The 13805-nt window shown below is 55.1% G+C and carries 13 protein-coding genes and 2 tRNA genes; 8 read left to right on the forward strand and 7 right to left on the reverse strand.

Features of this window, described 5'->3' with window-relative positions; genetic code table 11:
• The first annotated feature begins 54 nt into the window (after nt 1-54).
• Together ACR0DE_RS10685 and fsa are read left to right on the forward strand one after the other, a co-directional pair.
• On the forward strand, nt 55-600 hold the full coding sequence (locus ACR0DE_RS10685; RefSeq protein WP_480613444.1) for a nucleoside/nucleotide kinase family protein: 546 nt from the start codon (nt 55-57) through the stop codon (nt 598-600).
• A 105-nt stretch (nt 601-705) separates the two neighbouring features.
• Complete coding sequence (gene fsa / locus ACR0DE_RS10690) at nt 706-1347, forward strand: fructose-6-phosphate aldolase (RefSeq protein WP_480753097.1); 642 nt, start codon at nt 706-708, stop codon at nt 1345-1347.
• A 750-nt stretch (nt 1348-2097) separates the two neighbouring features.
• On the opposite strand, the gene ACR0DE_RS10695 is transcribed toward fsa, so the two are convergent.
• Both ACR0DE_RS10695 and ACR0DE_RS10700 read right to left on the reverse strand, forming a co-directional pair.
• Nucleotides 2098-2172: transfer RNA gene (locus ACR0DE_RS10695), tRNA-Asn, on the reverse strand.
• Between the two features lie 73 nt (nt 2173-2245).
• A complete protein-coding gene (locus tag ACR0DE_RS10700; protein ID WP_480753100.1) occupies nt 2246-3160 on the reverse strand; it encodes an MBL fold metallo-hydrolase in 915 nt (304 codons plus the stop codon).
• A 44-nt stretch (nt 3161-3204) separates the two neighbouring features.
• Here ACR0DE_RS10700 and ACR0DE_RS10705 point away from each other — a divergent pair, with 44 nt between their 5' ends.
• Complete coding sequence (locus tag ACR0DE_RS10705; protein ID WP_170421844.1) at nt 3205-4524, forward strand: ATP-binding protein; 1320 nt, start codon at nt 3205-3207, stop codon at nt 4522-4524.
• Nucleotides 4525-5498: 974 nt separating this feature from the next.
• Here ACR0DE_RS10705 and ACR0DE_RS10710 read toward each other — a convergent pair.
• Complete coding sequence (locus tag ACR0DE_RS10710) at nt 5499-6599, reverse strand: glycosyltransferase family protein (RefSeq protein ID WP_480561437.1); 1101 nt, start codon at nt 6597-6599, stop codon at nt 5499-5501.
• Between the two features lie 182 nt (nt 6600-6781).
• Nucleotides 6782-6858 (reverse strand) — tRNA-Ile (locus tag ACR0DE_RS10715).
• Between the two features lie 107 nt (nt 6859-6965).
• On the opposite strand from ACR0DE_RS10715, the gene purM reads away from it, so the two are divergent.
• From purM to rnd, 3 genes are all read left to right on the forward strand, one after another.
• The gene (gene purM / locus ACR0DE_RS10720; protein WP_480753102.1) at nt 6966-8012 is read left to right on the forward strand and encodes a phosphoribosylformylglycinamidine cyclo-ligase; all 1047 of its coding nucleotides are present in this window, start codon (nt 6966-6968) and stop codon (nt 8010-8012) included.
• A complete protein-coding gene (gene purN, locus ACR0DE_RS10725) occupies nt 8009-8605 on the forward strand; it encodes a phosphoribosylglycinamide formyltransferase (RefSeq protein ID WP_170562539.1) in 597 nt (198 codons plus the stop codon). The genes purM and purN overlap by 4 nt, the downstream gene beginning before the upstream one ends.
• 110 nt (nt 8606-8715) lie before the next feature.
• Entirely contained in the window at nt 8716-9873 is a 1158-nt protein-coding gene (gene rnd / locus ACR0DE_RS10730) for a ribonuclease D (RefSeq protein ID WP_170392960.1), read from the forward strand.
• On the opposite strand, the gene ACR0DE_RS10735 is transcribed toward rnd, so the two are convergent.
• Nucleotides 9870-10394 (reverse strand): hypothetical protein, encoded by a 525-nt coding sequence (locus tag ACR0DE_RS10735; protein ID WP_480753104.1) that lies wholly within the window; start codon nt 10392-10394, stop codon nt 9870-9872. The two genes, rnd and ACR0DE_RS10735, sit on opposite strands and share 4 nt — an antisense overlap.
• Before the next feature lie 141 nt (nt 10395-10535).
• Here ACR0DE_RS10735 and ACR0DE_RS10740 point away from each other — a divergent pair, with 141 nt between their 5' ends.
• The gene (locus ACR0DE_RS10740; protein WP_170392962.1) at nt 10536-10946 is read left to right on the forward strand and encodes a SufE family protein; all 411 of its coding nucleotides are present in this window, start codon (nt 10536-10538) and stop codon (nt 10944-10946) included.
• 3 nt (nt 10947-10949) lie between these two features.
• Here the strand turns inward: ACR0DE_RS10740 and ACR0DE_RS10745 are convergent, their stop codons facing one another.
• Both ACR0DE_RS10745 and ACR0DE_RS10750 read right to left on the reverse strand, forming a co-directional pair.
• Nucleotides 10950-11615, reverse strand: coding sequence for a DUF1638 domain-containing protein (locus tag ACR0DE_RS10745; protein ID WP_480753106.1), 666 nt, complete (start codon nt 11613-11615; stop codon nt 10950-10952).
• A 101-nt stretch (nt 11616-11716) separates the two neighbouring features.
• The gene (locus ACR0DE_RS10750; protein ID WP_170392964.1) at nt 11717-12415 is read right to left on the reverse strand and encodes a corrinoid protein; all 699 of its coding nucleotides are present in this window, start codon (nt 12413-12415) and stop codon (nt 11717-11719) included.
• A gap of 315 nt (nt 12416-12730) precedes the next feature.
• On the opposite strand from ACR0DE_RS10750, the gene ACR0DE_RS10755 reads away from it, so the two are divergent.
• Nucleotides 12731-13798 (forward strand): PA0069 family radical SAM protein, encoded by a 1068-nt coding sequence (locus ACR0DE_RS10755; RefSeq protein ID WP_480753108.1) that lies wholly within the window; start codon nt 12731-12733, stop codon nt 13796-13798.
• Nucleotides 13799-13805: the final 7 nt, after the last annotated feature.

A 13805-nucleotide genomic window follows, 5' to 3' on the forward strand; every position in this document is an offset into this window, starting at 1 on the left:
ATCGCAATCGCCGGCCCCCCTGCATCCGGAAAGTCGACCTTAGCGGAAGCCGTTGTGCAATCGCTAAACACGCAACAGAGCTCGGCGGTTCCCTCAGCCACACTTGTACCAATGGATGGTTACCATTTGGACAACTGCGTGCTGGAAACGCGTGGATTGCTGGCGAGAAAAGGCGCGCCAGAGACTTTCGACGGGGTCGGGTTTTGCGCTGCAATCAGAGAGCTTCAATTTACGCGCCACGAGTCCTTTCATCCCAAATTCGACCGCACAATGGACCTCGCTATTGCCAACGCCATTGCGGTTCACCCGGCAACTCCGGTCGTCGTCGTTGAGGGTAACTATCTTCTGATGGACAGCGACCCGTGGAGAAACCTGACGGATGTCTATGCCGCAACGGTTTTTATCAGCCCAACTTTGGAAGAGCTTGAAAACAGGCTGCAAAACCGCTGGATCAGCCATGGCTTTGACCCGCAAACCGCGCTGCAACGCGCAATAGCGAACGATCTGCCAAACGCTGAACGTGTCATCCGTGATAGCCGGAAAGCCGATCTTATACTGAGCCAGAACTACACTGAATTCGGGATGCGCAACGCATTCTGAATCTGCGCACTGGCTTCAGCCAACCCTTGATGCAGTGCCTCTAGGCAGCCTCAGTTGCAACCCAAGTCACCCCTTACGCAATGAGGAAACCTCAAGAAATTCTTCGTGGACACCGCAGAAGTAAACGACATCAAAGACCTGATGGGTTTCGGATTATTGGATGGCGTGACCACCAATCCAAGCTTGATCGCCAAGTCCGGTCGCGATTTCAAAGAGGTCATTGCAGAAATTTGCACTCTGACGGATACGCCAGTATCGGCAGAGGTTGCAGCGTTGGATGCTGCGGGAATGATCGCAGAGGGAGTGCACCTCGCGGCGATCGCAGACAACGTCGTTGTCAAACTGCCGCTGACATTGGATGGCCTCAGGGCCTGTGCTCATTTCAAAAGTGAAGGTATCAGAACAAACGTCACACTGTGCTTTTCACCCAATCAGGCTCTCTTGGCGGCAATGGCTGGCGCTACCTATATATCTCCGTTCATTGGCAGATTGGATGACATCAATCTGGACGGAGTCAATCTGATCCGTGACATCCGTAGCATTTACGACAACTATAGTATTGAAACTGAAATCATTGCGGCATCCGTCAGAAGCCCCAATCATATTACAGAGGTGGCACTGGCCGGTTCCGACATCGCCACGATCCCGCCGTCCGTTATTCGCAAACTGATCATGCATCCATTGACCGATATCGGCATCGAGAAGTTTCTCAATGATTGGAATTCGACTGGGCAATCGATCCTTTGATGGATTGCCAACTCGATTGAGGAAGAGCGACCTGTCCCAAATGATTTACCTCTAAGCGGCACTGCTGCATTTTAAGAAATAAGGTCTCAAGGAGAGTCTTTCTGCTTTGTCAAGTACGTCGAGCTTTGTGGAAAACCGTCGTCACTCCTCACTATTGGCGGGATGAACACTAAGGCAACGGCAGATCAATATAAGGTCAACGGTAGGAAAATGGCTAGAGCAATCGGCGAGGTCGCGGCGAAATTCCGGTTTGACCTTGGCAGCCAGGCGCCTTCATTTCATAGTGTCATCTTCCCGTAAACGTCCGCTTTCACTCCCGTGCCAATTACCTTTGGCGTCTCCAGGGAATAACAGCTTTCCGTCCGCCGTATTTGTTGCCTCGGTCGCAAAGTGCACAAAGCGGATGTTCCGCCGGAAAACTTTGACAGCAGCTTTGTCGGCAAAGTAGCCCTCCGCTCGGGCGAAAGTAAACGACCGGCTTCCTCGTTTCCAGATGTTCGCGAAAGGTGCCGCAAACATCAGCTTTGAGGTATCCTATGATCGATTGATCTCGAATCAATTGACCTACCGATTTGCTCTGCCTGAAAATCATGCAATAACAGGTGGTTGCTGGCTGAATGGTGGTTTTGCTGGGAGCTGTTGTCACTTCATTGCCACCTGATTCTTGGCAACAAACTGGCAACACGGCCCTACATTCCTTCCCCTAGATGCGAGGCTTTCCATTAAGTCTATGATCTAAATGGGGAAAATTGGCTCCGGCGGTAGGGATCGAACCTACGACCAATTGATTAACAGTCAACTGCTCTACCGCTGAGCTACGCCGGAACTGAGGGGCGTATAACAACCCGTATTTTCGGCGTCCAGAGGGGAAGCGCACGGGCCGCCAATTTTTTCCGATTCACGCGATGCGCTTGAAACGAGACGCAACTGACAGATCCCCCAAGGGCGCTACACGGGATCTGCCGGTCAGATCAACCAGATGGGCGAAGACATTACGCTCGGCCGCGGGAAGCAGCGCGGCGGGGGTTTCGATATAGATTCGCTGGGCAAGCTGTTGGGCCGTTTCAGGGCCATTTTCCAGGGCGTCGAGTATCTGTGATTCTCGCTGCAATCGGTGGTCTATCAGCCAATCCAGGCGTTTGTCAGGACCCGTAATGGGGGCACCATGCCCGGGGTGAAAAACCGACCATTTGCGCGCGCGCAGGCGGCGACAGGCTGCCATGAAATCCGTCAGGTCCCCGTCCGGGGGCGAGACCAGAGAGCTGGCCCAGCCCATGACGTGATCAGCCGTAAAGCAGACATCCCCCCAGGCCAACGCGATATGGTTGCCCAGATGGCCGGGTGTGTGGATCACTTCGAGTTGCCAGCCTTCTGCCGCGACGCGTTCACCGTCTTCAAGCTCGATATCAGGGCGGAAATCGGCATCGATTCCCTCACCACCTCCGGCAAGCCCGTTCTGGGCCAGTTCGGTCATGATTTCGCTGCGTCCAGCTTGCGGACCACCAAAAGCCAGAATCGGAGCGCCGGTGCGGGATGCGAGCGGGGCGGCCAAAGGCGAGTGATCCAGATGGGTGTGCGTAACAAATATGTGGCTGATCCGCTGCCCGGGTTCCAGCGCATCAACGATGGCTTGCAAATGCGCATCACTCAATGGCCCAGGGTCGATGACAGCAATGTCCTCATCGCCCAGAAGGTAGGTATTCGTACCACGATAAGTCATTGGCGAGGGATTGGGCGCAAGAATGCGCCTTAGCCCCGGGGCAAGCACGGCAACCTGTCCAGGGAGAGGGTTGAAATCGTCGGGGGCTTGCATTCTGACCTCTTCCTCTTGCCCGGGCAGCCCGCTAGGTTTAGCGCATGTCGACCCAATGGCTCAAACCCTATATGCCGCGCAGCCTATATGCGCGTGCCGCACTCATTCTGGTACTGCCGGTCATTGTCGTGCTTTTGGTGGTGGCGATTGCCTTTTTGCAAAAACATCTTGAAGAAGTGACCGCCCAGATGACCCGCACGGCGGCGCGCGAGGTGACACTGGTGCTGGACGTGATGGAGGGTGCGGAAACCCAGCAGCAGGCATTGGCAGCTGCGCGGCAGGACTTGTCGGTCTTGAACATGACCGCCCGTTTTCTGCCGCCGAATGAAGAGCCGAAAAACAGTCCGCGTCGATGGTACGATTTCATTGCCCCGCAGGTGGATGCGGAAATGCGCAGCTTGTTGCCTGAAACCCAGTATGTGGCTCTGCCAAATGGACAGGAAGTGAGTCTTTTTCTGGCAACCAATCTGGGCATGCTTGAGCTAGAGTTTGATCGCCGACGCCTGTCGCCGACTGCACCGCATCAGCTGATTGTGACGATGGTGTTCTTTGCGGCTCTGATGACAACGATCTCGTTTCTCTACATGCGCAATCAGTTGCGCCCGATCACGCGCCTTGCGGACGCGGCGCAGGCCTTTGGTCGCGGGCGGGTCGTGCCTTATTCACCCGGTGGCGCAATCGAGGTACGCGCTGCGGGCAATGCCTTCGTTGACATGCGCGCCCGAATCGAGCGGCAGATTGAGCAGCGCACGCTCATGTTGTCGGGGGTCAGCCACGATCTGCGCACACCTCTGACGCGTCTGAAACTTGGATTAGCTATGTTGCCCGAGGACGAGGCCGCACCGTTGTTGCAAGACGTGGACGAGATGCAATCGCTGCTGGATGCATTCTTGGACTTCTCGCGTGGCGCTGCAGAGAGCGCACCCGAAGAGATTGAACCCGAAAACTGGCTGAGCCAAATCGTTGACGATGCACAGCGCGCGGGCCAGCACGTTGAACTAATCTCCGTCGAGGGGCGTGGAACGGCAATGCTGCGCCCATCGGCCATGCGCAGGGCAGTAGAGAATCTGATTGGAAACGCGAATCGCTATGGTTCACGCGCCGAGGTCAGCCTTTCGATGACGCCAAAGTCACTACGCATTCGGGTTGAAGATGACGGCCCCGGTATCCCGATCGAACAACGCACCGAGGCCGTCAAACCCTTCACGCGACTTGATCCGGCGCGAAACCAGAATCAGGGCACCGGCGTGGGTTTGGGCCTTGCGATTGTTGCCGATATCGCCCGCGTACATGGTGGTATTCTGCGACTGGGCAGCAGCGAAAGGCTGGGCGGATTATGCGCGGATATCGTGATTGGACGGTGAATTGGTAGGCCCGGAGGGTCTGTCAGGAATTAGGTTTTACCCTTTATTATCAACGTGGGTGTCCCAGGCTGGAATACCGCTTTGCTCAGCTTTCCAATCCATCCTGGCCTGTTTTGATGCCCCCATTCCAACCAGTCTCATCCGTTCAACCCTTTCAGTATTTGCCTGGGCGCGCTCGTGAATGGACATGATCTCGCATAGAGTAACTCCACGAAGGACGAGAAGGTGATGGATCGCCTTATGAATCATCGAGGGCTACTGGTGAGGGTCTCGTCAAAGTGAAAGAGCTGGGTAGTCGAGCAGTTCGTCTGAAGCGGCCGGCGAGGGCCGGTCGATAGCTGAAGTAGCCGGATCATCTATGGGAATATCGACAGCTAGCGGTGCTGTTCCTTCCGATCTGTCGACAAGGCGTTTTGATGCCGAGGTTGCAGGTACCTGCGCTCTCAAGTTTCCAAAGCCAGAACATGACGTATACCGGTCAACCATCCCGAATTATGGAGAGATGTCGCATGACAATGATTTACAAAGACGTCTCATTTAACATGCTCGTGCCGTATACGGACGAGGTGACAGGCGATCCACAGGATTTAGACGACGTTGCCAACATTGATGTCGTAGCTTTTGTGGGGCGTGATTACAAAAGTGTTGTCTGGCAACGATCAAGGTTCCTGATCGTGTACTGACCGAAACAAAACCGTGTCGTTTGACGAATGATGGGGAGGCTCACACTCCCAAAATAATGGACAACCGCGAAGTTCTGCCGTCATCCCCATTTGGAAATCACGCAAGAAGTGTGTTGCTGTCGACAGATCGCTATAGTACGTTCGTAAATTGGGAGAACGTTGCTTCAGCAAGCCAAAGAATGCCCGCCGTGTCGACAATACCGCGGAATGCAACCTAGTCTTATCGACATCAAATCGATCCGTCTCTGGTCGCGCCACTTGTCAACACGATCAAACCACACAGCGCTATTTCTAGAGAAAGCCAGCTCTCTCAAGCTTCTGACTTATTCGCTGTCCGGTTGATGTCGGCAAAAAATGCCCCGTTCGCTCTGCAAGATAATTCTGCAAATCACTATGAAACGTATCCTCGGTACAAAGTCGCCAGAGAATGTCCAAAGCCTCCTCACTGTGGTCGTACGTTCCAGGATACGCAGAACCAAGTTGTTCGTCACGAACCGCATTTCGCCGGGTGACAATGGGGGTTTTGGTTGCCATTGCATCCAGCAGTTTCCCAGACCCCAAATAATCGCTGTCTGCGCACATTTGCCCAAGTGTCCCACGGCAGGCTGCAAGCGCTCCGGGTACTTCTCCATAGGGAATGTGACCTAAGGACAATGCTGGCATGGGTAATGTTGTGCGGATGCTTCCAGCAAATGCGGCCAACGGATTAGTTGAGGAGCCAAGCCGTTCTCGGACAATGCTGAGGTTGTCGATCAACTCAATTGGAATTGTCTCTTTGGTGACACGCCCAAAGAATCCAAAAGACTTAGAACCAGTCATCTTTGCGTGCCAAATGAATTTCGACTTGGAAGAGATTGGCTGAAGAAAAAGGGGATCGATAGCTTGCTGGATGTTTAGGATCATATCGGGCAGCACGATCTTGTCGGGATACCATTTGGATAGTTTTTTTCGTACTGCAGCACTGGTGGAATGCTCATACAACAAATTCTGCCACGCCTCTGTCGTGACCACCAGAGCATCGGCTACACGAAAGGCTTCTGGGTCGTAAGGATATGCTAGCGTTATCTTAGGGTGGGGAAGGCTTTTGAACAGCTCTGGGTTCGCCCGAACATAATACAGATCATAGTCGCGCGTCGGTGTTCTCAAGCCTCCCGGATCACCTATGATTCCGCGTTCCCAGTCAACGAGGACGTCGTTGTAGTAAACATCTGCAAAGCTGGAAAGACTTCGGTAGAATCGCATTTCGTTTATACGATCCCCAGACAAAGGCTCCATGACAGGGCGATCAAGAAATTGGCAGTAAATTTTGGGACGCTTGGAATTCACGCTGTCAGCCTGTTTTGTTTTGATTGGAATGAGGATGACGCTAGCTGCCTCGCTCGGTTCAATCATACCCAACTATGCGGGTCAAGTCCGGGCATGATAGTTTGTGCTGACAAGTGTGACGGCGTATTGGCTGGCGAAATTTTTTTTGTTGAAGCTCTGTCTTTTTTTGTCCCATTGGAATCACGTGAGGGTACTATCAGTAGTTCGTGGGGAAATTTGGCGTTGATTTATATGGAAAATGGCGGTTTTGGTAGGCCCGGAGGGACTCGAACCCCCAACCAAAGCGTTATGAGCGCTCTGCTCTAACCAATTGAGCTACAGGCCCGCCTGAGGGCTTTGCCTATCACGATGGCAGCCCGCGTCAAGCCTGACCGTTGCAACATGGCCCACAATCGAATAACCCGCGCGCAAAGCACTCATGAGGGATTGGCCATGACAGCGGGCAAGAACGGAATCACCTATGCCGACGCAGGTGTGGATATCGATGCAGGCAACGCTCTGGTCGATCGGATCAAGCCTGCGGCCAAGCGCACCAACCGCTCGGGCGTGATGAGTGGGCTAGGCGGATTTGGCGCTCTGTTCGACCTGAAAGCGGCTGGCTATAAAGACCCGGTTCTGGTGGGCGCAACCGATGGTGTGGGCACCAAGCTGCGGATCGCAATTGATACCGGCGTTGTCGATGGCGTGGGAATCGATCTGGTGGCGATGTGCGTCAACGATCTGATCTGCCAAGGTGCTGAGCCGCTGTTTTTCCTGGATTATTTTGCCACCGGTAAGTTGGACACCGATACTGCCGCGCGGATTATCGAAGGAATTGCCGAGGGGTGTGTCCAATCTGGCTGCGCCCTGATTGGTGGTGAAACCGCCGAGATGCCGGGTATGTACCCTGACGGCGATTTCGATCTGGCCGGTTTCTCGGTTGGTGCCATGGAACGCGGGACCGCATTGCCCGAGGGCGTTGAACAGGGTGATGTCCTGCTGGGGCTGGCTTCGAACGGGGTGCATTCCAACGGCTATTCGCTAGTGCGCAAGCTGGTCGAGATCTCGGGGTTGGGCTGGGAGGCAGAGTCGCCTTTCGGTGGCGGAACATTGGGTGAGGCTCTGCTGACCCCCACGAGGCTTTATGTGAAACCAGCGCTGCAAGCGATCCGGGCCGGCGGCGTTCACGCGCTTGCCCATATAACCGGCGGCGGCCTCACCGAAAATCTGCCGCGCGTATTGCCCAAAGGGCTCGGGGCCGAGATTGATTTGAATGCTTGGGACTTGCCGCCTGTGTTCAAATGGATGGCCGAGACCGGTGGCATCGCCGAGTCCGAGATGTTGAAGACCTTCAACTGTGGCATCGGCATGATTGTTGTCTGCGCTGCAGATCAGGCAGATGATCTTACAACACTGCTTGCAGAGGCAGGCGAATCCGTTGCGCGCATCGGAACGGTCACCGCAGCGCCGGGTGTTGCCTATTCAGGCAAACTGCTGTGAGCCACAAGCGCGTCGCGATCCTGATCTCCGGGGGCGGATCGAACATGCTGTCGCTGGTCGACAGCATGAATGGCGATCATCCCGGTCGGCCATGTCTGGTATTGTCGAACGATGCAAATGCCGGAGGGCTGAAGAAAGCTGCACAGCGCGGAATTCCGACCGCAGCCGTCGACCACAAGCCCTTTGGCAAAGATCGCGCTGGGTTTGAGGCAGAACTGCTTAAACCGCTTATGGCAGCCCAGCCGGATGCTGTCTGTCTGGCCGGTTTCATGCGTGTATTGACGGGTGAATTTGTATCGCGTTTCCAGGGCCGGATGCTGAACATCCACCCATCGCTTTTGCCTAAGTACAAGGGTTTGAACACCCATGCACGCGCAATTGAAGCAGGCGACGCCGAACATGGCTGCACCGTTCACGAAGTTACTGCCGCGTTGGATGACGGACCGATTCTGGGTCAGGCGCGCGTGGGTGTACGGGTAGGGGACACGCCTGAGGAGCTCGCCGCCCGCGTGTTGACCTGGGAGCACAAACTCTACCCTGCCGTGCTTCGCCGTTATTGTATGGGCAACAAAGACCCAGTTCTTCTGCCCTAACGCGGCGGGGTGATTTACACGCAAAGGTTATTCGTCTTATGGTCGCATATCGCTCGGGACGAGGACGGCACGGGCAGTCACAATAACCAAAAGCAAGAACAGCACCGCGCATGAAAACCCTGACGACGACGCAAGAGCTGGCCGCATTCTGCTCGGCTGCTGCACAATATCCTTATGTCACTGTAGATACCGAATTTCTGCGCGAACGGACCTATTATTCGAAACTCTGTCTGGTGCAGCTTGCAGTGCCATCGGAAGATGAAGACAGCGCCGTTCTGGTTGATCCATTGGCTGACGGCATGTCGCTGGAACCTTTGTACCAGCTGTTCAGCGACGAAAGCGTGGTCAAGGTTTTCCACGCCGCGCGGCAGGATCTTGAAATTTTTTGGGTCGACGCGGGCGTCTTTCCGACTCCGTTGTTTGATACTCAGGTCGCTGCGATGGTCTGCGGTTTTGGTGAACAGGTTGGCTATGAAACTCTGGTCCGGAAGATTTGCAAGGAAGGGGTCGATAAAACTTCTCGCTTCACCGACTGGTCACGGCGCCCTCTGACGGAAGCGCAGAAAACATACGCACTGGCAGATGTAACCCATCTTCGGAAAATCTATGAGCATCTGGCTGCAGAACTTAAGAAGTCGCGTCGAGATCACTGGGTTGCAGAAGAGCTTCGCATACTGACCCGACCCGAGACATATGACATTCGCCCGGAAGAGGCGTGGCGGCGGGTCAAAACGCGGACCAACTCTGCCAAGTTTCTGGCCGTGGTTCGAGAGCTGGCGCAGTTCCGCGAGGCCTATGCGCAAGAGAACAATGTGCCACGAAGCCGTGTGTTCAAAGACGATGCGTTGATCGAGATGGCCTCGACCAAGCCCAAGACGCCCTCTGATCTGGGCGGGTCGCGCTTGTTGCTGCGCGAAGCGCGCAAAGGGGCGATCGCAGAAGGCATTCTGGAGGCGGTAAAACGGGGCGTAGGTTGCCCGCAAGACCGGTTGCCGAAGATTGACAACAGCCGCGACAAGCTGAAGGTCAACCCGGCGCTTGCAGATTTGCTGCGCGTTCTTTTGAAATCAAAGACCGAAAGCGCAGGCGTTGCCGCAAAATTGATCGCCTCCAGCGCGGAATTGGATCAGATCGCTGCAGGCGAACGAGAAGTTCCCGCCATGTCCGGTTGGCGGTTCGAGGTTTTTGGCGAGGACGCGCTGAAGCTTTGCGAAGGCAAGATTGCTTTGGCCGCCAAGGGACAGGCCGTGCAGGTTGTCTCGCTTTAACGGCGACGGGATTCCAACGCGTTCTGCTGGCCTTTGACCCGAACTAAACGAATACCTTCCAGTTCTTTCCGGCTTACATTGACGGCCTCTGAAACCATCCGCGACCGTTCGGTGCCCTGCGCAGTGGCGTATTCCGGGTAATCCACGCGGAAGGTGAATTCCATAACGCCATTTTTGCTGAGTTCTTCAGATCTTACGCGCGCGAGCTGCGCGTTGAACGCACCCTGTCGAATGGCTGTGCCAGCCGCATAGATGATTGCACCCGTCGAGGTTGGGTCGATCCGCAATTCGTTGATCACGGCGATTGGAACGCTGTTATCCTCGGCGTCCGGACGCTCGAACAGGCCTTTTTTGTCGGCATTTTCGGGAACCAAGGCATTAGCGTCATCGGCTGATACTTCGGATGGGCTGGGTGTGCTGCTGCCAAACCAGTTCGATGGATTCGCGCTTGAGTTGCTCCAGTTGCTACAAGCGGACAGAGCCATTGTGAAGATCATCAGAACAGGCAGAGTTTTGTGCATGGACCCAGTACTTTGTGCAACTTTACCTGCATCGGGTTAACGCAAATTCGATCGTTTGAAAAGCCACGCTGGGGACTGGACAGTCGGTAGCGCTGAGCATAGTTCACAATTGTGAATGCGTAACGCAAGGACGGACCCGATATGGCAACGCCAGCCTTCGAAGAGATAGTCGAGGATTTCGAGTTCCTGGAGGACTGGGAAGACCGCTATCGCCATGTGATCGAGCAGGGCAAAGCGATGGAGCCTCTGGATGATGCATTCAAAGTCCCTGCGACCAAGGTGAATGGTTGCGCCAGTCAGGTCTGGCTGCATCCAACCATTGAGGGCGGTCAATTCCGCTTTGACGGTGACAGCGATGCCCTGATTGTTCGGGGCTTGATTGCGGTTCTGCGTAGCCTGTATAACGGCTTGCCGGTGGCCGAGGTGCCCAGTGTTGATGCCGGTGGAGAACTCGCGCGACTGGGGTTGCAGGATCATTTGTCTGCCCAACGTTCAAACGGGTTACGCGCTATGATAGAACGTATTCGCGAAGTGGCATTGGCCAGCGCCTGACTTTTAGGTGGATTTGCGCGCTGCCCAGTCAGCAAGCGTGGTTTCCAAATCGCCATAGCCGGTTTGCCGACGCTCGAACTCCAGCCCCATCCGATCAGCGCACTCCTGCGCGCGACGAGTCAAGTCGGGATCATCGGTTTGCGCCTGATAAACGAGCTTGGTGTAATTTCCGAAATACATCTCTCGCAATTCAGGATGACGGTCCAGACCCAGCGGTTTCCAGACAAACGCATCAAACTGCCGCGCAAGGAAATCTGTCAGATAAAAAGCGGTGGTTTCATCGTCGCCATGCGCTGCAAAGGCAAGATTGCCCTCGAAGAAGGAATAGCAATGGGGCCCTTGGATCATCTCGACCCCCAGCCGCTTGCATGCTGCCTGTAACAAGCCACCGGTTCCGCAATCGGCATAGACAACGTAGATGCGGTCGTATGAGCCCCGATGCTTGGCAACCGCATCCTCGACCGCCTGTGTGATCTTTTCCGGGTGCACATGCAAAATGGCGGGCAGGCAAGTCAGGGCCATGTGATCCCAGCCGTTCCGTTCTTTCAGGTCCAGAATCTCGCGGGCCAGTGCACCGCATGCGATCAGAAGAATCGACTCGGCGCTGTGCGGTGCGACATAGCCTTGACGGGTCAGGCTGTCATCGTCTGGGATCTGTGAGTCGGTCATCTGATCTCTCTGGCTGGTCTTTAGCAATATATGTGCCCGAGGTTCGGACAAAAAAGGCCGCCCCAAAAAGGACGGCCTGTCTCACGATATGATCTCGCGCCTTAGCCGGCCAGTTGGTTGTGCTTGCGCGACATGAAGTCCTTGGCCATTTCCACCGCCACGGCTGCGTCGCGGCAATAGCCGTCAGCGCCGATCGCCTTGCCAAACTCTTCGTTCAGCGGAGCGCCGCCAACCAGAACGGTGTACTCATCACGCAGGCCTTGTTCGACCAACGTGTCGATTACGACCTTCATATAAGGCATCGTCGTCGTCAGCAGAGCGGACATGCCCAGAATGTCGGGCTGTTCGTTTTCCAGCGCTTCGAGGTAGTTCTCGACCGGGTTGTTGATGCCGATATCGACAACTTCGAACCCGGCGCCTTCCATCATCATCGCAACAAGGTTCTTGCCGATGTCATGGATGTCGCCCTTGACGGTGCCGATCACCATCTTACCAACGCGCGGAGCACCAGTTTCAGCCAGCAGAGGTTTCAGGATCGCCATACCGCCTTTCATGGCGTTGGCCGCCAGCAGCACCTCAGGCACGAACAGGATTCCGTCGCGGAAGTCGTGGCCGACAATTGTCATGCCGCCAACCAGCGCTTTGGTCAGGATGTCATAGGGTTGCCATCCGCGCTCGAGCAGGATGTTCACACCTTCTTCGATCTCTTCCTTCAGGCCGTCATAAAGGTCATCGAACATCTGTTCGACGAGTTCGTCGTCATTCAGTTCGGACAGGACGATGTCTTCTTCATCAGACATGGGTATTTCCCTGAGCTGTGCGGGCCTGCGGCCCGTGGTGGCATTTTCACCGTTTTGGCCATTTCGTCGCAGGTCTACTGTGACGATTGCGACCTAGGTCGTTCTGAGACCGACCTATAGGCCGAATATTCGCACTCAGCGACATCGAATTTTGCAAGATCATCCTGCATTGGTTTCATTAGCCACGGTAAATTCACCTGCAGTCTAATGCGTCGCCTGTTTCGAGCATCTGATGATTTTTGGGAGACGAAACATGAATCTTGCCAGTGAAACTGGTTTTAATTACATCTAGTGATAGGAACAAATGGCGAACAAATGACTACTGCCATCAAAAGCCCTGGGCGCGGAGCAACCTCAAACGAAGCAGGTCGATTCGAGAGGTTTACAACCGAGTTGACCGAAGATGGCTGGGATTTGCCAGACGAACTGCCACCTTTGCGGACCGAAGTTCGGGAAGAAATGGCGCGCAATCTGATTACCTATAACAAGTCGCCGGACCTACCTTTTGACAGATCCATAAACCCATATCGGGGCTGCGAGCATGGATGCGTGTATTGCTTTGCTCGGCCAACGCATGCGTATCTGGGGCTGTCTCCGGGCTTGGATTTCGAAACCCGCCTTGTTGCGCGACCCAATGCGGCTGAGCTATTGCGTCGCGAACTCTCGGCACGTTCTTACAAGGTGGCCACGATTGCACTGGGCACCAACACCGATCCTTATCAACCGATCGAAAAAAACCGCAAGATAACAAGAAGCTGTCTAAAGGTGCTGAGAGATTTTCAGCATCCGGTCGGTATTGTGACCAAGGGGGCTCTGATCGAGCGTGATCTTGATATTCTGGCACCGATGGCCCGCAATGGCCTTGTCCGGGTTGGCATCTCGCTGACCACATTGGACCGCGATCTTTCCCGACGGATGGAACCACGAGCACCTTCGCCGCAGCGCAGGCTCGGAATGATCCGCAACCTGACCGAGGCTGGCGTGCCTGTGCGCGTTATGACGTCTCCGGTGATTCCCGGTTTAACCGATCATGAATTGGAAAACCTGTTGGAGGCCGGAAAGCAGGCTGGCGCCGATGCTGCAAGCTGGATCATGCTGCGGCTTCCGCGTGAAGTATCCGCGCTCTGGCGCGAGTGGCTGATCGAACATCAGCCGGGCAGGGCTGAGAAGGTGATGGCACGGCTGCGCGAAATGCATGGGGGTAGGGAGTATGATCCCCGATGGGGCCACCGCATGCGGGGCGAAGGGACCTATGCCGAGATGATTGCGCAACGGTTCAAGGCCGCAGTCAAACGTCTCGGGCTGTCGACTGATATGCCGCCACTAAACTGTGCGGCTTTTGCGCCGCCACCTCAGCCCGGTGATCAGCTGGCTTTGTTCTGAAACCTTT

Source organism: Ruegeria sp. C10 (assembly GCF_056537805.1).

Bases quoted from the DNA above. Each gene is read 5' to 3' on its own strand.
- ACR0DE_RS10700 (WP_480753100.1), bottom strand. From the start codon at position 3,160: ATGCAAGCCCCCGACGATTTCAACCCTCTCCCTGGACAGGTTGCCGTG.
- ACR0DE_RS10705 (WP_170421844.1), top strand. From the start codon at position 3,205: ATGTCGACCCAATGGCTCAAACCCTATATGCCGCGCAGCCTATATGCG.
- ACR0DE_RS10710 (WP_480561437.1), bottom strand. From the start codon at position 6,599: ATGATTGAACCGAGCGAGGCAGCTAGCGTCATCCTCATTCCAATCAAA.
- purM (WP_480753102.1), top strand. From the start codon at position 6,966: ATGACAGCGGGCAAGAACGGAATCACCTATGCCGACGCAGGTGTGGAT.
- rnd (WP_170392960.1), top strand. From the start codon at position 8,716: ATGAAAACCCTGACGACGACGCAAGAGCTGGCCGCATTCTGCTCGGCT.
- ACR0DE_RS10735 (WP_480753104.1), bottom strand. From the start codon at position 10,394: ATGCACAAAACTCTGCCTGTTCTGATGATCTTCACAATGGCTCTGTCC.
- ACR0DE_RS10740 (WP_170392962.1), top strand. From the start codon at position 10,536: ATGGCAACGCCAGCCTTCGAAGAGATAGTCGAGGATTTCGAGTTCCTG.
- ACR0DE_RS10745 (WP_480753106.1), bottom strand. From the start codon at position 11,615: ATGACCGACTCACAGATCCCAGACGATGACAGCCTGACCCGTCAAGGC.
- ACR0DE_RS10750 (WP_170392964.1), bottom strand. From the start codon at position 12,415: ATGTCTGATGAAGAAGACATCGTCCTGTCCGAACTGAATGACGACGAA.
- ACR0DE_RS10755 (WP_480753108.1), top strand. From the start codon at position 12,731: ATGACTACTGCCATCAAAAGCCCTGGGCGCGGAGCAACCTCAAACGAA.